The organism is Streptomyces sp. NPDC052020 (assembly GCF_040680575.1).
Classification (GTDB): Bacteria; Actinomycetota; Actinomycetes; order Streptomycetales; family Streptomycetaceae; genus Streptomyces.
Genome location: NZ_JBFAWY010000031.1, coordinates 46,314 through 64,801, shown reverse-complemented (window position 1 = coordinate 64,801; position 18,488 = coordinate 46,314). Strand labels below are relative to the sequence as shown.

At 74.5% G+C, this 18,488-nt stretch carries 17 protein-coding genes; 7 read left to right on the top strand and 10 right to left on the bottom strand.

Translation table 11 applies throughout. The annotated features are described in order from the left end of the window. Window positions 1–81 precede the first annotated feature (81 nt). On the bottom strand, window positions 82–1,044 hold the full coding sequence (locus AB0L74_RS26800) for a UDP-glucuronic acid decarboxylase family protein (protein ID WP_365657528.1): 963 nt from the start codon (window positions 1,042–1,044) through the stop codon (window positions 82–84). 476 nt (window positions 1,045–1,520) lie between these two features. Here AB0L74_RS26800 and AB0L74_RS26795 point away from each other — a divergent pair, with 476 nt between their 5' ends. Together AB0L74_RS26795 and AB0L74_RS26790 are read left to right on the top strand one after the other, a co-directional pair. Then, window positions 1,521–3,191, top strand: a complete 1,671-nt coding sequence (locus AB0L74_RS26795; RefSeq protein ID WP_365657481.1) for a multicopper oxidase family protein — start codon at window positions 1,521–1,523, stop codon at window positions 3,189–3,191. 118 nt (window positions 3,192–3,309) lie between these two features. Next, complete coding sequence (locus tag AB0L74_RS26790; RefSeq protein WP_365657479.1) at window positions 3,310–3,750, top strand: SRPBCC family protein; 441 nt, start codon at window positions 3,310–3,312, stop codon at window positions 3,748–3,750. A gap of 73 nt (window positions 3,751–3,823) precedes the next feature. Here the strand turns inward: AB0L74_RS26790 and AB0L74_RS26785 are convergent, their stop codons facing one another. From AB0L74_RS26785 to AB0L74_RS26765, 5 genes are all read right to left on the bottom strand, one after another. Further along, a complete protein-coding gene (locus AB0L74_RS26785) occupies window positions 3,824–4,975 on the bottom strand; it encodes an XdhC/CoxI family protein (RefSeq protein WP_365657476.1) in 1,152 nt (383 codons plus the stop codon). A gap of 52 nt (window positions 4,976–5,027) precedes the next feature. After that, the gene (locus AB0L74_RS26780; protein ID WP_365657474.1) at window positions 5,028–6,488 is read right to left on the bottom strand and encodes an NCS2 family permease; all 1,461 of its coding nucleotides are present in this window, start codon (window positions 6,486–6,488) and stop codon (window positions 5,028–5,030) included. A gap of 248 nt (window positions 6,489–6,736) precedes the next feature. Further along, window positions 6,737–9,121, bottom strand: a complete 2,385-nt coding sequence (pucD, locus tag AB0L74_RS26775; protein ID WP_365657471.1) for a xanthine dehydrogenase subunit D — start codon at window positions 9,119–9,121, stop codon at window positions 6,737–6,739. Between the two features lie 2 nt (window positions 9,122–9,123). Next, on the bottom strand, window positions 9,124–9,714 hold the full coding sequence (locus tag AB0L74_RS26770) for a (2Fe-2S)-binding protein (protein WP_365657468.1): 591 nt from the start codon (window positions 9,712–9,714) through the stop codon (window positions 9,124–9,126). Beyond that, complete coding sequence (locus AB0L74_RS26765; protein ID WP_365657465.1) at window positions 9,714–10,604, bottom strand: xanthine dehydrogenase family protein subunit M; 891 nt, start codon at window positions 10,602–10,604, stop codon at window positions 9,714–9,716. Before AB0L74_RS26765 ends, AB0L74_RS26770 begins: the two co-directional genes overlap by 1 nt. Window positions 10,605–10,970: 366 nt before the next feature. Here AB0L74_RS26765 and AB0L74_RS26760 point away from each other — a divergent pair, with 366 nt between their 5' ends. Together AB0L74_RS26760 and AB0L74_RS26755 are read left to right on the top strand one after the other, a co-directional pair. Then, on the top strand, window positions 10,971–12,680 hold the full coding sequence (locus AB0L74_RS26760; protein WP_365657462.1) for a PucR family transcriptional regulator ligand-binding domain-containing protein: 1,710 nt from the start codon (window positions 10,971–10,973) through the stop codon (window positions 12,678–12,680). Window positions 12,681–12,831: 151 nt separating this feature from the next. After that, window positions 12,832–13,614, top strand: coding sequence for a hypothetical protein (locus tag AB0L74_RS26755; protein WP_365657459.1), 783 nt, complete (start codon window positions 12,832–12,834; stop codon window positions 13,612–13,614). Window positions 13,615–13,621: 7 nt separating this feature from the next. Here the strand turns inward: AB0L74_RS26755 and AB0L74_RS26750 are convergent, their stop codons facing one another. The 4 genes from AB0L74_RS26750 to AB0L74_RS26735 form a co-directional block, all read right to left on the bottom strand. Continuing rightward, on the bottom strand, window positions 13,622–14,245 hold the full coding sequence (locus AB0L74_RS26750) for a hypothetical protein (RefSeq protein WP_365657456.1): 624 nt from the start codon (window positions 14,243–14,245) through the stop codon (window positions 13,622–13,624). A gap of 109 nt (window positions 14,246–14,354) precedes the next feature. Continuing rightward, entirely contained in the window at window positions 14,355–15,221 is an 867-nt protein-coding gene (locus tag AB0L74_RS26745; protein ID WP_365657453.1) for a rod shape-determining protein, read from the bottom strand. Further along, window positions 15,218–15,589, bottom strand: a complete 372-nt coding sequence (locus AB0L74_RS26740) for a hypothetical protein (RefSeq protein WP_365657450.1) — start codon at window positions 15,587–15,589, stop codon at window positions 15,218–15,220. The genes AB0L74_RS26745 and AB0L74_RS26740 overlap by 4 nt, the downstream gene beginning before the upstream one ends. A 41-nt stretch (window positions 15,590–15,630) precedes the next feature. Further along, entirely contained in the window at window positions 15,631–15,957 is a 327-nt protein-coding gene (locus AB0L74_RS26735) for a TraR/DksA C4-type zinc finger protein (protein ID WP_365657447.1), read from the bottom strand. 359 nt (window positions 15,958–16,316) lie between these two features. On the opposite strand from AB0L74_RS26735, the gene AB0L74_RS26730 reads away from it, so the two are divergent. The 3 genes from AB0L74_RS26730 (at window position 16,317) to AB0L74_RS26720 (ending at window position 18,451) form a co-directional block, all read left to right on the top strand. Further along, window positions 16,317–17,270: a HAMP domain-containing sensor histidine kinase gene (locus AB0L74_RS26730; protein ID WP_365657445.1), complete on the top strand. Its 954-nt coding sequence runs from the start codon at window positions 16,317–16,319 to the stop codon at window positions 17,268–17,270. Next, entirely contained in the window at window positions 17,267–17,932 is a 666-nt protein-coding gene (locus AB0L74_RS26725) for a response regulator transcription factor (protein WP_365657442.1), read from the top strand. The genes AB0L74_RS26730 and AB0L74_RS26725 overlap by 4 nt, the downstream gene beginning before the upstream one ends. A 93-nt stretch (window positions 17,933–18,025) precedes the next feature. Beyond that, window positions 18,026–18,451: a hypothetical protein gene (locus AB0L74_RS26720; RefSeq protein WP_365657439.1), complete on the top strand. Its 426-nt coding sequence runs from the start codon at window positions 18,026–18,028 to the stop codon at window positions 18,449–18,451. Window positions 18,452–18,488 lie beyond the last annotated feature (37 nt).

The window sequence follows — 18,488 nt, the reverse complement described above, 5'->3', positions numbered from 1 at the left end:
GCGCGGCTGTCTCAAACACTTGGAGACAGCTCAATTACGGAAAAGTCCGCTCATATCACCATCTGTGGTGAATGGCCTGGCTCACGCCGCCACGGCGTGAGCGAACCAGCCGATGGTCCGCTCCAGCCCCTCGCTCCAGCCGACCCGCGGGCGCCAGCCGAGCCGCTCCCGGGCGAGGGTGGTGTCGGGCCGGCGCCGCCCGGGGTCGTCGACGGGGCGTTCGACGAACCGGATGCGGGAGCCGGAGCCGGTGAGCTCGACGATGCGCCGGGCCAGCTCCAGCATGGTGATCTCCTCGCCGCCGCCGATGTTCACCGGGCCTCGCTCGCCGGAGGCGGCCAGGGCGAGGACGCCGGCCACGGTGTCGTCGACGTAGCACAGGGACCGGGTCTGGCTGCCGTCGCCCGCGACGGTCAGGGGCGTGCCGTTCAGGGCCTGGGCGATGAAGGTGGGCACGGCGCGGCCGTCGCCGGTGCGCATGCGGGGGCCGTAGGTGTTGAAGATGCGGACGATGGCGGTGTCGGTGCCGTGCACCTGGCGGTGGGCGGTGGTCAGCGCCTCGGCGAACCGCTTGGACTCGTCGTAGACGCTGCGCGGGCCGACCGGGTTGACGTTGCCCCAGTAGCTCTCGCGCTGCGGGTGCTCCAGCGGGTCGCCGTAGACCTCGGAGGTGGAGGCGAGGACGAAGCGGGCACCGTCGGCGCGGGCCCGCTCCAGGGCGTTGCGGGTGCCGGTGCTGCCGACATCGAGGGTCTCCAGCGGCAGCCGCAGATAGTCGGCGGGCGAGGCCGGGCAGGCGAAGTGCAGGACGAGGTCGAACCGGCCGCGCGGGCCGCGCAGCGCGCGCGGGTCGGTGGCGTCGGCCCGGACGAAGCGGAAGCCGCGCCGCCGCTCCAATTCGGCCACGTTGCTCCGGGATCCGGTGGCCAGGTTGTCGAGGCAGACCACCTCGGCGCCGGTGTCCAGCAGCCGGGCGCACAGGTGGGAACCCACGAACCCGGCTCCGCCGGTCACCAGGGCCCGGCGCCAGGTTCGTCCGCTCACGGGGCTGTCGCTCACGGGGCTCTCCTCACTCTCGCCGACACATGCGTGTCGGCGCGAGTAACCCGGTGAGCACCCCCACTATCTCGAACGGAAGTTCGACAGATCACACACCGAGGATGTCCACCTCGCGTTGATAAGACGTATATACGAGGATTTCATACCCCACAGGGGTAGGGTGCCGTGCATGATGACCGACCCGGGGGCCGGATACGGGCGTGACCCGTACGCACGGTATGTGACGTTCCGCGCCCTGCCGCCCGGGATATCCGCACCGCCGTTCTGAGCGACGGTCCGGGCACCGGCGGGGAACGCCCGCCGGTGCCCCGACGGCCGGTTCCGCCACCCACCGGATCGCGCTCACCACCGCGTCGGGTGCCCCGTCGGCAGGAACGCCTCCGGCGGTCTCGTCCTGTCCGGGCGGCGGTGGCAGACCCGCGCCTTCACCTGCCTTCACCCCACCAGCGAGGTGCACCCTCATGCGCACGGACCACCCCGGTCACACCTCTCCCACACGTCGGACCGTGCTCGGCGCCGGGATCACCGCCGCGGGTTCCGGGCTGCTCGCCGCCTGCTCCAGCGGCGGCTCGTCCGGCCGCGGCAGCCCCGGCGCGCCCGCGGCAAGGACCCCCGGCAGACCCGTCGCGCCCCACGGCGGGGAGGCCGGCGAGGCACGCCGGCCCTCCGCCGGACCGCTGCGCAAGCACACCCTCAGGGCCACCCCGTCCCAGGTCGAGCTGGGCGCCGGACGCACCTTCCGCTCCTGGACGTACGGGGGACTGCTGCCCGGCCGGGAGATGCGGGTCACCGCGGGCGACACCCTGGCGGTGAGGCTCGCCAACGATCTGCCGAAGGCGACGACCGTGCACTGGCACGGCGTCGCGGTGCCCAACGACATGGACGGCGTGCCCGGTGTGACGCAGGCACCGGTCAAACCCGGTGAGACGTTCGACTACCGCTTCACCGTGCCGTATCCCGGCACCTACTGGTTCCACCCGCACGTGGGGGTGCAGATCGATCGCGGGATGTACTCGCCGTTGATCGTCGACGACCCGAGGGAACCGCTCGAGTACGACCACGAGTGGATCGTCATGCTGGACGACTGGATCGACGGCGTGGGCGGCTCCACCCCCGACGACGTTCTCGACCAGCTCCGCAGGGGCAAGCCAGCGATGGGCCACGGCAAGCGGCCGGAGGGACCGGTGGAGGCGGGCGGCGGGGCGCTGGCGGGCACCTCGTTCGTCGAGTGGACGGACGACGGGAAGGGCCCCGGGAGGACGCCCCCGCCGTCGCCGTACGGCGGGAAGGGGCCGAGACGACTGATGTCGGGCGCCGCCAGCAGGCTGCTCGGCGGCCACGCGGGAGACGTCGCCTACCCCTACTACCTGATCAACGGGCGCACGGCGGACGACCCCACGCAGTTCAGGGCCAGGCCCGGCGACCGGATCAGGCTGCGCGTCATCAACGCCGGCGGGGAGTCGGCCTTCCGGGTGGCGCTCGGCGGGCACCGGATGACGATCACCCACAGCGACGGCTACCCCGTGCGGCCCTACCGGACCGACGCGCTGGTCATCGGCATGGGCGAGCGGTACGACGTGCTGATCACCGCGAAGTCCGGGGTCTTCCCGCTCGTCGCGCTCGCCGAGGGGAAGCGGGGCCGGGCCATGGCCGTCCTGCGCACGGGCGCCGGTGCGGTCCCCGAGCCGTCCGCGCACCCCGTGGAGCTGGACCGCAAGGTACTGGCGTCCGCCCGCCGGCTCCGGCCGGACGAGTCGGTCGCGCTGTCCCGCCGCGGGTACGACCGCCTGTTGAAGATCAAGCTGACCGGCGGGATGAAGGAGTACGACTGGGGGATCGACCACAAGCCCTACGATCCGGGCACGCTCCACCGGGTCGAACGGGGCGAACGGGTGCGGCTGGTCGTCATCAACGCCACCGACATGTGGCACCCCGTGCATCTGCACGGCCACACGTACTCCCTCGCCGGCATCGACTCGCACGGCGCCCGCAAGGACACGACGATCGTGCTGCCGCACCGCAAGCTGGTGGCGGACTTCGACGCGGACAGTCCCGGACTGTGGATGCTGCACTGCCACAACGTCTACCACTCGGAGTCCGGGATGATGACGACCCTCGCGTACCGGGGGTGATCCGCTCCGTCCCCGGAACGCGCCCGGGCCGAGCCCCGGCGGTCCTCGGCGAGTCCGCACAGGGCAGGGCCGGACCACCGCGGGTGCCACCGCCGGGGCGCTTCCCTACGATCGTGGCGTGGTCACCTTCTCCCTCGAACGCACGGCACCGCTCCCCCTGGACGAGACGTGGCGCCGGCTCACCGAGTGGTCCCGCCACGGCGAGGCCGTGCCGCTGACCCGCGTACGCGTCCGCACCGCCCCGCCGACCCGCCCCGGCACGCTGGTGGTGGCCCGCACGGGTCTCGGCCCCCTCGCCTTCGACGACACCATGGAGGTGACCGTCTGGGAGCCCCCGGGGGACGGCACCCCCGGCCGGTGCCGGCTGGAGAAGCGGGGCCGGGTGGTCGGCGGCTGGGCGGAGATCGAGGTCCGCCCCGGTCCCGGCGGCCGGACCCGGGTGATCTGGCGGGAGGACCTGCGGGTCCGCCCGCTGCCGGGCGCCTTCGACGGCGTACTGCGGGGAGCGGGCCGGTATGTGTTCGGGCGGGCGGTGAACCGGCTGCTGAGACAGCCGTGACGGCGCGCCCGCCACGGGGCGCGCCGCCGCGCGCGGGGTCCGGCGCGGCGGGAGGTGCCGCCCGGACGAGGGCTCAGGCCACCGACCCGATCCGCCCCGCGGGCGTGGAGTTCCCGTCGTGGTGGATGGGGGTGTGCGCGCCGGTGAGGGAGACCCCGCTGCCGCCGCGCCGGTCGGCGACGATCTCGGCGGCGATGGACAGGGCCGTCTCCTCCGGGGTGCGGGCGCCGAGGTCCAGGCCGATGGGCGAGCGCAGCCGGGCCAGTTCCAGATCGGTGACGCCGACCTCGCGCAGCCGCCGGTTGCGGTCCAGGTGGGTGCGCCGGGAGCCCATCGCGCCGACGTAGGCGACCGGCAGGCGCAGGGCGAGCTTCAGCAGCGGTACGTCGAACTTGGCGTCGTGGGTGAGGACGCACAGGACCGTGCGGCCGTCGACCTCCGTGCGCTCCAGGTACTCGTGGGGCCAGCCGACGACGACCTCGTCGGCGTCCGGGAAGCGGGCCGGCGTGGCGAACACCGGGCGGGCGTCGCACACCGTCACGTGGTAGCCGAGGAACTTGCCGACGCGGACCAGTGCCGACGCGAAGTCGATGGCTCCGAAGACGATCATGCGGGGCGGCGGCACGGAGGACTCCACCAGCAGGGTGAGCGGTGCTCCGCAGCGCGAGCCCTGCTCTCCGATCTCCAGCGTGCCGGTGCGGCCGGCGTCCAGGAAGGCGCCCGCCTCCGCGGCCACCGTGCGGTCCAGTTCCGGGTGGGCGCCGAAGCCGCCCTCCCAGGAGCCGTCGGGCCGGACCGTCAGCGCCCGTCCCATGAGCTCCGCCGGACCGGAGACGATCCGCGCCACCCCCGCCGCCTCCCCCCGTGCGGCGGCGGCCAGCGCGGCGGCGAGCACCGGGCGGGCGGGGGCGTCCGCCCGCACCGGCGTGACGAGTATGTCGATCACGCCCCCGCAGGTCAGGCCGACGGCGAAGGCGTCCTCGTCGCTGTAGCCGAAGCGCTCCAGGACCGTCTCCCCGTCCGCCAGCGCCTGTTGGCACAGCTCGTAGACGGCGCCCTCGACACAGCCCCCGGAGACCGAGCCGATCACCGTGCCGTCGGCGTCCACCGCGAGCGCGGCGCCGGGCTGGCGGGGCGCGCTGCCGCCGACGGCCACCACGGTGGCCACGGCGAAGTCGCGTCCCCGCTCGACCCACCGGTGCAGCTCTTCGGCGATGTCCAGCATCTGTCGGTCTCCTTCGGCAGCGATGGTCGGAAAACGGGTGCCCGCCGGCCGGCTAGTGCACGCCCAGCCAGCTCTCGATCGGGTTGAGGGCGAAGTAGACGACGAAGACGACCGTGAGGACCCACATGAAGGCCCCGGTCTCCCGCGCCTTGCCCTGGGCGACCTTGATGGCGGTGTAGGCGATGACGCCGGCGGCGACACCGGTGGTGATGGTGTAAGTGAACGGCATCAGGACCACGGTGAGGAAGACCGGGATCGCGGTGGCGCGGTCCGCCCAGTCCACGTGCCGGGCGTTCATCAGCATCATCGCGCCGATCACCACCAGCGCGGCGGAGGCGATCTCCTGCGGCACGATCGCCGTCAGCGGGGTGAAGAACAGGCAGGCCGCGAAGAACGCCCCGGTGACGACCGAGGCGAGGCCCGTACGGGCGCCCTCGCCGACGCCGGTGGCGGACTCGATGAACACGGTCTGGCCGCTGCCGCCCGCGACCCCGCCGATCGCGCCGCCCGCGCCGTCGATGAGCAGCGCCTTGGACAGGCCCGGCATCCGGCCCTTGTCGTCGGCGAGCCTCGCCTCGGTGCCGACGCCGATGATGGTGGCCATCGCGTCGAAGAACCCGGCGAGCACCAGCGTGAAGACGATCATGCCGACGGTCATCGCGCCGACCTCTCCCCAGCCGCCGAACTCGACCTCGCCGAAGAGCGAGAAGTCCGGCATGGAGACGGCGCCGCCGTGCAGTTCGGGGGCGCCGTTGGCCCACTGCTTCGGGTCGATGACGCCGGCGGCGTTCAGCGCCGCGGCGACGACGGTGCCGGTGACGATCCCGATGAGGATGGCACCGGGGACGTCGCGCGCCTGGAGCATGAAGATCAGCAGCAGGGTGCCGCAGAAGAGCAGCACGGGCCAGCCGGCGAGTTCGCCCGCCGGGCCGAGGACGAGCGGGGTGCCCGCCTCGCCCTGGTGGACGAAGCCGGCCTTGTAGAAGCCGATGATGGCGATGAACAGGCCGATCCCCATGGTGATGCCGTGCTTGAGGGCGAGCGGGATCGCGTTCATGATCATTTCCCGCAGGCCGGTGACGACCAGCAGCATGATGACCACGCCGTACATCACGCACATGCCCATCGCCTGCGGCCAGGTCATCTCGGGCGCGACCTGGGAGGCGAGGACGCCGGAGACGGACAGGCCCGCGGCGAGGGCGAGCGGCACCTTGCCGACGAAGCCCATCAGCAGCGTGGTGAGGGCCGCCGCGAACGCGGTGGCGGTGATGAGGGCCTTGGTGGCCAGGGTGTCCCCCGCGGCGTCCTCGCCGGACAGGATCAGGGGGTTGAGCAGGAGGATGTACGCCATCGCCATGAAGGTCGTGACGCCGCCGCGCACCTCGCGCGCGATCGTCGATCCCCGCCGGGATATGTGGAAGTACCGGTCGAGCCAGGAGCGTCCGGCCGGGATGCGGGTGCCGTCACCCGCGTCCTCCGCGACGCTCTCCGGCTCCAGTGACTGCTGGGTCATGTGGGGCCTACTCCCAAGGTTCATAGGGGCACCCGCGTGGAACCGCCCTGTCGGTCGCTCACATCATGGCGCGGTCACGGGATTTGGGATGGTGCTTCGGCCGCACGACCCGGGGGACGGCCCGAGACGAACGAACGGGGTGCTGCCGGTGCGGCGCGTCCCGCGAGCGGTGCGGGACGGGGCCGCTCCGGGCGGCGCGGGGAGGCGTGACGTTCCGCGGTGCGCCGCCCGGAGGACTCGGGGAGTGGTTACGCCGTGCCGGTCAGGTGCTCCGGCCGTACCGGCGTCCGGTCGAGTTCGAGGCCGGTGGCGTCGCGGATGGCCGCGAGGACCGCCGGCGTCGACGACAGGGTGGGGGCCTCGCCAATGCCGCGCAGGCCGTAGGGGGCGTGCTCGTCGGCGAGTTCGAGCACGTCGACCGGGATGGTCGGCGTGTCGAGGATGGTCGGGATGAGGTAGTCGGTGAAGGACGGGTTCTTCACCTTCGCCGTCTTCGGGTCGACGACGATCTCCTCCATCACCGCCACGCCCAGTCCCTGGGTGGTGCCGCCCTGGATCTGGCCGACGACGGAGAGCGGGTTGAGCGCCTTGCCGACGTCCTGGGCGCAGGCCAGCTCGATCACCTTCACCAGGCCGAGCTCGGTGTCGACCTCGACGACCGCGCGGTGGGCGGCGAAGGAGTACTGGACATGGCCGTTGCCCTGGCCGGTGCGCAGGTCGAAGGGCTCGGTCGGCCGGTGCCGCCACTCCTCCTCGACCTCCACGGCCTCGCCTTCCAGGACGTCCACCAGATCGGCGAGGACCTCGCCGCCGTCGGTGACGACCTTGCCGCCCTCCAGCAGGAGTTCGGCGGTGGCCCAGGCCGGGTGGAAGGAGCCGAACTTGCGGCGCCCGATCTCCAGCACCTGCTCGCGCACCAGCTCGCAGGCGTTCTTCACGGCGCCGCCGGTGACGTAGGTCTGCCGGGAGGCCGACGTCGAACCCGCCGAGCCGACCCGGGTGTCGGCCGGGTGGATGGTCACCCGGGCGACGCCCAGCTCGGTGCGGGCGATCTGCGCGTGGACGGTGACGCCGCCCTGGCCGACCTCCGCCATGGCGGTGTGCACGGTCGCCACCGGCTCGCCGCCCACGACCTCCATCCGCACCCGGGCGGTGGAGTAGTCGTCGAAGCCCTCGGAGAAGCCGACGTTCTTGATGCCGACCGCGTACCCGACCCCCCGTACGACGCCTTCCCCGTGCGTGGTGTTGGACAGGCCGCCGGGCAGCTGCCGTACGTCGGCGCCCTCGCTGGACTCCCACTGGCGCTCCGGGGGCATCGGCATCGCCTTGACGCGGCGCAGGAGTTCGGCGACGGGTGCCGGGGAGTCCACGGGCTGGCCGGTGGGCATGAGGGTGCCCTGTTCCATGGCGTTGAGCTGCCGCAGTTCCACCGGGTCCATGCCGAGCTTCTTGGCCAGCTTGTCCATCTGCGCCTCGTAGGCGAAGCACGCCTGGACCGCGCCGAAGCCGCGCATGGCGCCGCAGGGCGGGTTGTTGGTGTAGAGGGCGATGGCCTCGATCTCCACGTCGTCGACCCGGTAGGGGCCGACACCGAGTGAGGAGGCGTTGCCGACGACCGCCGGGGAGGCGGAGGCGTAGGCGCCGCCGTCCAGCACGATGCGGCACTTGACGTGGGTGAGCTTGCCGTCCTTGGTGGCGCCGTGCTCGTAGGAGAGCTTGGCGGGGTGGCGGTGGACGTGCCCGAAGAAGGACTCGAACCGGTTGTAGACGATCTTGACGGGCTTGCCGGTGCGCAGCGCCAGCAGGCAGGCGTGGATCTGCATCGACAGGTCCTCGCGCCCGCCGAAGGCGCCGCCGACGCCGGCCAGCGTCATCCGGACCTTCTCCTCCGGCAGGCCGAGCACGGGGGCGATCTGGCGCAGGTCGGAGTGGAGCCACTGGGTGGCGACGTAGAGGTGGACGCCGCCGTCCTCCTCCGGCACGGCGAGACCGGACTCGGGGCCGAGGAAGGCCTGGTCCTGCATGCCGAAGGTGTACTCGCCCCGGACGATGACGTCGGCCTTCCCGGCGGCCTCGTCGGCGTCGCCGCGGACGATCGGCTGGCGGTGGACGATGTTGGGATGCGGGACATGGCCGGCGTGGTGGTCGTCGCGGTTCTCGTGGACGAGGATCGCGTCCGGCGCCAGCGCGGACTTCTCGTCGGTGACGACGGGCAGTTCGCGGTACTCGACCTTGATCTTGGCGGCGGCGCGGCGGGCGGTCTCCGGGTGGTCGGCGGCGACGATCGCGACCGGTTCGCCGTGGTGGCGGACCTTGCCGTGGGCGAGGACCGGGGTGTCCTGGATCTCCAGGCCGTAGTGCTTCACGTCGGCCGGCAGGTCGTCGTACGTCAGCACGGCGTACACGCCCGGCAGGGCGAGCGCCTCACCGGTGTCGATGGACACGATCTCGGCGTGGGCGACCGGGGAGCGCAGGATCTGGCCCCAGAGCATGTCCTCGTGCCACATGTCGGACGAGTACGCGAACTCGCCGGTGACCTTCAGGGTGCCGTCCGGGCGGAGGGTGGACTCGCCGATGCCGCCCTTCGTCTGCGAACCCTGGGTGATTTTGGTGGGTGCGCCGTTGGCCGGCATGCTCAGACCCCCTCGGACTGGCGGGCGGCCGCCAGGCGGACCGCGTCCATGATCTTCTCGTAGCCCGTGCAGCGGCACAGGTTGCCCGACAGCGCCTCGCGGATGTCGGCGTCGGTCGGGTTCGGGTTGCGCTCCAGCATCTCGTCGGCGGCGACCAGCAGGCCCGGCGTGCAGAAACCGCACTGCACGGCGCCGGCGTCGATGAACGCCTGCTGGATCGGGGAGAGCGTCGCACGCGGGGAGGTGCCGCCCTCGCCGGTCCGGGCGTCGCTGCCCTCGGCCTGCCATCCCGTGGCCTCGTCCAGCGAGGTGCCGCAGGAGCCGCCGTCACCGCAGGCGCGCTGCCTGGCGTAGTCCGCCAGGCCCTCCACGGTGACGACCTCGCGGCCCTGGACCTGCCCGGCGGCGACCAGGCAGGAGCAGACCGGCACGCCGTCCAGGCGGACCGTGCAAGAGCCGCACTCGCCCTGCTCGCAGGCGTTCTTGGAGCCGGGCAGGCCGAGCCGCTCGCGCAGCACGAAGAGGAGGGACTCGCCCTCCCAGACGTCGTCGGCTTCCTGCGGCCGGCCGTTGACGGTGAAGTTGACGCGCATCACGCGGCTCCCTTCGCGGCGCGGCGGGTGCCGCGGTACGACTCCCAGGTCCAGGTCAGCGTCCGGCGGGCCATGACCCCGACCGCGTGGCGGCGGTAGCTCGCGGTGCCCCGGACGTCGTCGATCGGGTTGCAGGCGGCCGAGCACAGCTCCGCGAACCGCTTGGCGGCCGACGGGGTGATGATCTTTCCGTTGTCCCAGAAGCCGCCCTCCTCCAGCGCCGCGTTCAGGAACTCCTCCGCGGCCTTGGCGCGGACGGGCGTGGGGGCGGCCGAGCCGATCCCGGTGCGCACGGTCCGCGTCTCGGGGTGCAGCGCGAGCCCGAAGGCGCACACCGCGATGACCATGGCGTTGCGGGTGCCGACCTTGGAGAACTGCTGCGGCCCGTCCGCCTTCTTCACGTGCACGGCGCGGATCAGCTCGTCGGGGGCGAGGGCGTTGCGCTTCACCCCCTTGTAGAACGCGTCGATCGGGATACGGCGGGAGCCGCGCACCGACTCGGCCTCCACCTCGGCGCCGGCGGCGAGGAGGGCCGGGTGGGCGTCACCGGCCGGGGAGGCGGTGCCGAGGTTGCCGCCGACGCCGCCGCGGTTGCGGATCTGCGGGGAGGCGACCGTGTGCGAGGCCAGGGCGAGACCCGGCAGCTCGGCGCGCAGGTTCTCCATGATCTTCGTGTACGGCACGGAGGCGCCGAGCCGTACCGTGTCCTCGCCGACCTCCCACTCGGTCAGGTCGCCGATGCGGGTCAGGTCCATGAGGTACTCGGGACGGCGGTGGTCGAAGTTGATCTCGACCATCACGTCGGTGCCGCCCGCAATCGGCACAGCGGTGGGGTGCTCCGCCTTCGCGGCGAGCGCCTCCTCCCAGCTGGCGGGGCGAAGGAAGTCCATGACCGGCTCTCTTCTTCGTCTCGTGAGTCGTACAGATTGAGCCAATCCGTGTGCGGCGGGCGCGGCTCGTTCCTGTGCTGTTAACGCGGAGTGGTGTCAGTACACCGCTGCGTGCTCCCCGGGGGTCAGTCACGGAAACCATGAAGGAATTGGCTGGCCACGTCGGGCATCTTGTAGATTCGTATGAACGGAGGACCTCGGTAACCTCCGCGTTTTCCTGTGGAAACGCGCGACTCGGCGGCGTGACACGGGACACACACCTCGGCAGACGGCGAGCCCCCGCTCATCCGCCGCCGAACGGGCCCGCGCCCACCCCCCATCGACCATGCGACGAACTTTTCTAGACAAGGAACGGCGGCGACGAGAATGCGGCTGCGCGCACTGCTGGACACCGAGGCGCTGGGCCTGAGGCTGCTCGGCGGCGAGGACGAGCTGGACCGCAGCGTACGCGGCGTGATGACCACCGACCTCAGGGACCCGAGCCGCTATCTGTCGGGCGGGGAACTGGTGCTCACCGGCCTGGCCTGGCGCCGGGACGCCGCCGACTCCGAGCCGTTCGTACGGATCCTGGCGCAGGCCCAGGTGGCCGCGCTCGCGGCCGGTGAGGCGGAGCTGGGCGCGGTGCCGGACGATCTGGTGGTGGCGTGCGCCCGGCACCGGCTGCCGCTGTTCGCGGTGCACGAGTCGGTGGCGTTCGCCACGATCACCGAGCATGTGGTCCGGCAGGTCTCCGGCGAGCGCGCGGGGGACCTGGCGGCGGTCGTGGACCGGCACCGCCGGATGATGACGTCGGGCCCGGCGGGCGGCGGCCCGGAGGTGGTGCTGGACCTGCTCCGCTCCGACCTGGACCTCAGGGCCTGGGTGCTGTCGCCGACGGGGCGGCTGATCGCGGGCCCGAAGGTGTCCGGCCCCGCCCTGCCCGCCGAGGTGTGCGGACAGCTGGCGGCCGAGCACCTGGCGGCCACCCGCGCGGGCCGGCGCGCGCCGCACCGGGTGACGCTCGGCACCGCGCCGCCGCGGACGTTCAGCCTCTTCCCGGTCCGCGGCGGGGCGCACCGCCCGGCGCCGGCCGGGGCGGGACGCTCCCCGCAGGCCGCCCGGGACCTGCGGGAGACGGTGCTGTCGGACTGGCTGCTGGCGGTCGAGGCGGACGCCGGGGACTGGGCCGAGGAACGCCTCGACCTGCTGTACGGGGTCACCCAGCTCATCGCGGTCGAGCGGGACCGGCGGGACGCGGCGCGCACGGTCCGGCGGCGGCTGGCGCAGGAGGTGCTGGAGCTGGTGCAGACGGGCGCGGCGCCCGCCGAGATCGCCGCCCGGCTGCGGGTCGCGGCGCCGGTCCTGCTGCCCGGCCTCGGCGCGGCCCCGCACTGGCAGGTCGTGGTGGCGCGCGTCGAGTGGGAGGACGGGCAGGTCCAGGCGGGGCCGGTCGCCCAGGCGCTGCTGGAGGAGATCCTCGTCGACCCCCGGTCCACGGGCCCCGAGCACTCCGACCGCATCGCCGTCGCCCACACCGGCGACGAGGCCGTCGCGCTCGTCCCGCTCCCGGCGGTCTCCAGCGAGCACGACGGCTCCGAGGCCGGGGTCCTCGCCGACGCGCTGCTGGCGTCCGTAAGGGACCCGCTCACGGCCGGGCTGGACGACGACGGGCGGGTCACGCTCGGCGTCAGCGCGGCGGTGCACTCGGCGGAGGGGCTGCGCGGCGCGCTGGAGGAGGCGCGGCACGCGCGGCGGGTGGCCGCCGCCCGGCCGGGCCGGGTGTGCGCCGCCGGGCATCAGGAGCTCGCCTCGCACGTCCTGCTGCTGCCGTTCGTCCCCGACGACGTCCGCCGCGCCTTCACGGCCCGGCTGCTGGACCCGCTGCGCGACTACGACCGCCGCCATCGCGCCGAGCTGATCCCGACCCTGGAGGCGTTCCTGGACTGCGACGGCTCCTGGACGCGCTGCGCCACCCGGCTCCACCTGCACGTCAACACGCTGCGCTACCGGGTCGGGCGGATCGAGCAGTTGACGGGGCGCGATCTGTCGCGGCTGGAGGACAAGCTCGATTTCTTCCTGGCGCTGCGGATGAGCTGACCTTCGGGCGGTGCGCCGGGCGAAACCTCCGGGGACCGGGAGTCCCACGACTTTGTGAAATCCTTCACCCACCCTCTTGGCCCGGCCGGTCGGTTCGTGCTGAGATGCGGCCACCACTCGACGGCTCGACGGCGTGCTTGGGGAGGGCGAGGTGGCGCATACCGCCATGTCTGGTACGGGAACGACCGCAGGTGACGATCCGCTCCAGACCGCGGTATGGCGGCTGCGTTCGCGCGCCTGCTGGGCGGACGCCGCGGCCCTGCTGCGGCCGGTCAGCGCGGCGGCCGCGCTCCAGCGGGCCGCGCTGCTGGTGGAGCGGTGCCTCTACACCGAGCAGGGCTGGGAGGAGGCGGAGGACGCGCTGCGCACCGCCGAGGCGCTCGCCCACACCGACGACGAGCGCGGGGGCGCCGCCTGCGAACGCGGGCAGCTCGCCTACGCCGCCACGCTGCACGGCGTGCGGGACCGGGCCGACGAGGCGCGGGCCGCGCTCGGCCGGGCGGCGGCGCTGATCCCGCCGGGGGCGCAGCGGCGGGCCCTGCTGGACTTCCGGCGCGGGCTGCTCGCGGAGAACCTCACCCGGTCCCCGCAGGCCGCGCGGGCGGCGTACCGGCGCGCGCACGCCGGGGCCACCGCGCACTCCGACGCCCTGCTGATGTCGTTCACCTGGCGGCATCTGGCCGGCCTCGCCCTGCGGGACGGCGATCTGGCCGAGGCCCGGCACGGGTTCGCCGAGTCCTTGCGGATCCGCGAGGAACTGGGCTACCTCGTCGGCACGGCCCCCGCGCTGGTGTCCCTCGCCGACACGGAGGCGGAACCGGAGGCGTCCCGGCTGCGGGAGGAGGCGCGGCGGCTGTACCGGCTGCTGGGGGGTGTCCCGACCTGGCTGGCCCGGCAGCTGGCCCCGCCGGCGGCGGGAGCGGCGACGGCCTGAGGCGGCGTCAGGGTCGGATGGTCCAGCCGCGGGCCGCCGCCGCCCACGCCTCGTCCCACCGGGCGAGATGGCGCCGCTCCACCGCCCGGCCCGCCATGTGGTACGCGGCGCCGCCGGCGGCCGCGACGCCCGCCGCGGCCAGCAGCGCCCAGCCCGCGGCGCGGCTGCGGATCTCGCCGGGCTTTGGCGGCGGCTCGGCGAGCCGGCCGTCCGGCCCGGCCCAGACGCGGACGGTGCTCCCGGCGCGCAGCCCGGGGACGACCTCGGTGCGCGCCGTGCGCGGCGGGCCGCCCGGCGGCGCGTACCGGACCGGCACCGGGTAACGGGTCTCCCGGGCCTCCGCCGAACCGGGCTCCGGGTGCCGCGGCGCGTCACGCAGCAGGACGGCCGTGACGAGGTGGCGGGTCCGCGCCTGCCGTTCGGCGGACTCCCGGTAGTGGCGCAGGGCGGTGTCCCCGGCCCACAGCGCGGCGGCGGGCGCGCCCGCCAGGACGGTGAGCAGCAGCACGAGGCCGGTCCACGCCAGCGCGACGTCGGCGGGTCGGCGCAGGGGGTTGCGCCGCCAGCGCCACAGCGCGTCGCGCGGGGGCGGCCCGGGCGGCGGCTCGGCACGCGCCATCTCGCCTGCCACGGTCCCTTCTCCTTCCGTCGGTGTCCGGCATACGGCGGTGCGGCCGGGCGGCCCGCCCCGGCGGCACGGGCGCCACCGCCCGGGCGGGACCGGGGCGGGCGGTAGGCGGTCACCCCTCGTTCCGGCCTGCGGGCGGGCGGCGGCCGGCCGGCGTCAGGCGCTGGTGCGGGCAGGGGGCATCGGACGCCGCGGCGGCCCAGGGGTGGGTGTGGGCCGCTTCCAGGAGCCGGGCGGCGCCGCGGACGGCGGCGGTGTGCGGCGCCGGCACGATGCGCACGGGCCCGTGCAGCCGGCCGGTGAGCCGGCTGGTCAGCTCGGGGCGCAGGGCGCCTCCCCCGGCCAGGAGCGCCCCCGAGCGCAGGGCCTCCAGGGCCAGCCCCGTACGGTCCTGGCGCAGGACGGACGCCACCATGGCGGCCACCGTTTCGGCCATGTCGGCGCAGGTGGCGCCGGCGTCCAGATCACCGGTGCCCAGGGCGGTGCGGCGTGCGTCCAGGACGGCCCCGTCGGCGAGCAGCACCACCTCGGTCAGGTGCGCGCCGATGTCGAGGACCAGCCGCGACCGGCGCGGACCGGCGCCCGCGGCCAGGGCGACGGCCCGGGCGCCGGTGATGGTGAGCACCCCGCGCGGGCGCAGTCCCCGCACGGCCGCGCGCACCGTGTCCCGTTGCCTGGTGCCGCCCAGTACGGGCGTGGTGACGACGATCAGCGGCCGGGCGTGGCGGGGCAGACGCCGGCCGATCACCCGGTCGATCATCCGGGCGAGACCGGGCAGGTCGACGATGGTGCCCCGTTGCACCGGATACACGGCACCGGGAAACGTCACGGTGGGCACGTCGACGACCAGTCCCCGGCCGGCGACCCAGGCACGCGTGCGGGCGCTGCCCAGGTCGAGGGCGACGCCGCAGCACTGCCGGCACAGCGGCCAGGGGCGGTGCCTGCCGAAACCGGCGCGGACGCGGGAGACCGCGGTCACCGCTCGGCGTCCCGTCCCCGCCGGCAGCCGTCGCAGTAGCGGGCCTGCGGGACGATCGTCAGATGTTCGAGGGGAAGGGGCCGCCGGCACAGGTGGCAGACGCCGTAGCGGCCCTCGGCCATGCGGGTGAGCGCCGCCTCGACGTCGGCGAGGACCATGCGCGCGGACGCCGCGAGCTTCGCCCGGACCTCGGCCCGGGCGGCGGCCTCCCGCCGGGGACCACCGGCGCGGGACGGGCGGGGGGCGGCGAGCTGCCGCAGTTGCTCGCGCCGGAACAGGCGCTGCTCCAGCAGATCGGCGCGGAGCGCGGCGAGATCCTCGGGCGACAGCGCGGCCGGAGGGCCGCCGAGAGTCTGATGGTTCACCACTTCACCCCTCGGGCAGGGCGGGAGCCGGGGTCACAGGACGGTCAGGCGGTGCGCGCGCGGCAGGCCACGCAGTGACGCGTGTAGGGGAGGATCTCCAGGCGCTCCGCCGGCACGGGCTTGGCACAGCCCTCGCACCTGCCGTACGTGCCGTCGGCGACCCGGGCGAAGGCCGCGTCGATCTCCGCCAGCACCCCTTCGACGGCGGCCTTCTGCTCGGCCAGGAACCGGTCGTCCGCCGTCCGCCCGGTCCCGGCCAGCGCGCGCAGCTGCGCCAGGCGGGTGTCACGGGCGTGCTCCAGGCGCCGGCGGGCCTCCTGCGCGCTCAGCCGGTGGGTGCGGGGTTCGGAACGGGAGGCGTCGAGCGGCACGGCGGGCCCCTTTCTGACGGGACTGTCACGGGTACGTGAACGGTTCTCGTCCACCCTGGCCGTCACCGCGGCGGAAACCCATCGGGCGCAGGCCCCATTTACCGGTGGGCGCCACGCCCACCCTTGAGGGGGAGCGGAGGTGCGCGCCGTGGACGGCGGAGGTCCGCGCCGTGGGTGGTGCCGAACCCGGGAAATGGGTGTCACCGCCCATCGACGCGCCCGCCCGGCCGGGTGCAGGCTGGCTGCCGGCCCGGTCGGGCCGAGGGCCGCTGCTCCCGCCCGGGTGCGTGAAGTCCGGCACCTGAGGCGAACCGTGGCGCACCGCGCCGCGCGAGGAGCGGTGAGGAGGCGTTTTCCGGGTGTCCCTGTTCTGGCGGATCTTCGGGCTCAACGCCCTGGTGCTGGGCACCGCCACGGCGCTGCTGTTGTGGGCGCCGGTGACCGTCTCGGTGCCGGTGCTGCTGACGGAGGCGGTGATCCTGGTCGGCGGCCTGGCCGTCATGCTGGTCGCCAACGCCGCCCTGCTGCGCTGGGGCCTGTCCCCGCTGGACCGGCTGACGCGGCTGATGACCACCGTCGACCTGCTGCGCCCCGGCCAGCGGCTGCCGGTGCCCGGCGGGGGCGAGGTCGGCGAGCTGATCCGCACCTTCAACGCCATGCTCGACCGGCTGGAGCGCGAGCGGGCCACGAGCAGCGCCCGGGTGCTGCTCGCCCAGGAGGCGGAGCGGCGGCGCATCGCCCAGGAACTGCACGACGAGGTCGGGCAGAGCATGACCGCGGTCCTGCTGGTGCTCAAACGGGCCGCGGACGAGGCGGCCGAGCCGCTGCGCGGCGAGCTGCACCAGGCGCAGGAGATCACCCGGGAGAGCCTGGACGAGGTCCGCCGGCTGGTGCGCCGGCTGCGGCCCGGCGTCCTGGACGACCTCGGCCTGGTCAGCGCGCTGACCTCGCTGACCCACGACTTCGCGACCCACACCGGTCTGCGGGTGCTGCGCCGCTTCGACCCCGCTCTGCCCGCCCTGGAGCGGGAGACCGAACTGGTCCTCTACCGCGTGGCGCAGGAGAGCCTGACCAACGCGGCCCGCCACGCGGACGCCGAGCGGGTGGAGGTGAGCCTGCGGCACGCCGACGGCGCGGTGGAGCTCTGCGTCACCGACGACGGCCGCGGCATCGACGCCGTGTGCGAGGGGGCCGGGATCCGCGGCATGCGCGAGCGGGCCCTGCTCGTCGGCGCGGACCTGGACATCGCCCGCGCCGCGCGGTGCGGCACCCGGGTCCGGCTGACCGCGCCGGTGTCCGGGAGGCGGCCGTGACCGCGCCCGGCACGTCCCCGATCCGCATCCTCCTCGCCGACGACCACGCCCTGGTGCGGCGCGGCGTGCGCCTCATCCTCGACCGGGAGCCGGACCTGCGGGTGGTCGCCGAGGCCGGGGACGGCGCGCAGACGGTGGAGCTGGCCCGCGCCCACGACGTCGACCTGGCCGTGCTGGACATCGCCATGCCGCGCCTGACGGGTCTTCAGGCGGCCCGGGAGCTGACCGCGCTGAAGCCGGGGCTGCGGATGCTGATGCTGACCATGCACGACAACGAGCAGTACCTGTTCCAGGCGCTGCGCGCCGGGGCCTGCGGGTACGTCCTGAAGTCCGTCGCCGACCGGGATCTGGTCGCCGCCTGCCGGGCCGCGATGCGCGACGAGCCGTTCCTGTACCCCGGCGCGGTCGCCGCCCTGATCCGCAGCCACCTCGACCGGGTGCGCCAGGGCGAGGAGGGCGCCGGGGGCCTGCTGACGCCGCGCGAGGAGGAGGTGCTCAAACTCGTCGCCGAGGGCCACTCCTCGAAGGAGATCGCCGAGCTGCTGTTCATCAGCGTCAAGACGGTCCAGCGGCACCGGGCCAACCTGCTGCACAAACTGGGCCTGCGCGACCGCCTGGAACTGACCAGGTACGCCATCCGCGTCGGTCTCGTCGAACCCTGACCTCGCCCCGGCCGCCCGGGGGCCCGGCCGTCACTCCCCGGCCGGGCCCCGGGCCTGAGGGCCACACCCGCCACTCGCGAAAGGGAACGGCGCATGCGCCCCGCATCTCGCACCGCCCCCTCCGCCCACCGCGGGGCCGCGTGGGTGCTCGCCGCACTGCTGGCCCTGCTGGCGGCCCTGGTCGCCGCCCCCGCCGAGCCCGTCCCCGTCCCCTCCGCCTCGGCCCTCCCGGCCCCCGTCACCGTCCCCGCCGCCGTCGCCGTCTCCCACGCGGAGCCCGGCCCGTACGCCGACGACGGGTGCGGCGCGGGGTGCGCCGCGCGGGCCGGGGCCCGGCACGAGCACCCCGGGGAGCGCCCGGCGGCCCCGGGCCACGCGGTGGCCGCCGCGTGCGGCGGTACGGCCGTCGCCGCACACGGCCACGGGCGGCGCCCGGCCCGGTCTACCGCCCCGCCCGCCTGTCCGCTCCCGTCGCGGCCCGACCGCGGGCGGGCCCCGCCCGTCTCCTCCGGCATCTGACGTCCCGTCCCTTCCCCGTCTTCTTCCGCGGCGCCTC

What these genes read in the sequence shown, in the direction of transcription:
- AB0L74_RS26795 (WP_365657481.1), top strand. Translation starts at nt 1,521, where the DNA reads ATGCGCACGGACCACCCCGGTCACACCTCTCCCACACGTCGGACCGTG.
- AB0L74_RS26770 (WP_365657468.1), bottom strand. Translation starts at nt 9,714, where the DNA reads ATGCGCGTCAACTTCACCGTCAACGGCCGGCCGCAGGAAGCCGACGAC.
- AB0L74_RS26720 (WP_365657439.1), top strand. Translation starts at nt 18,026, where the DNA reads ATGCGCCCCGCATCTCGCACCGCCCCCTCCGCCCACCGCGGGGCCGCG.
- AB0L74_RS26760 (WP_365657462.1), top strand. Translation starts at nt 10,971, where the DNA reads ATGCGGCTGCGCGCACTGCTGGACACCGAGGCGCTGGGCCTGAGGCTG.
- AB0L74_RS26765 (WP_365657465.1), bottom strand. Translation starts at nt 10,604, where the DNA reads ATGGACTTCCTTCGCCCCGCCAGCTGGGAGGAGGCGCTCGCCGCGAAG.
- AB0L74_RS26785 (WP_365657476.1), bottom strand. Translation starts at nt 4,975, where the DNA reads ATGCTGGACATCGCCGAAGAGCTGCACCGGTGGGTCGAGCGGGGACGC.
- pucD (WP_365657471.1), bottom strand. Translation starts at nt 9,121, where the DNA reads ATGCCGGCCAACGGCGCACCCACCAAAATCACCCAGGGTTCGCAGACG.
- AB0L74_RS26780 (WP_365657474.1), bottom strand. Translation starts at nt 6,488, where the DNA reads ATGACCCAGCAGTCACTGGAGCCGGAGAGCGTCGCGGAGGACGCGGGT.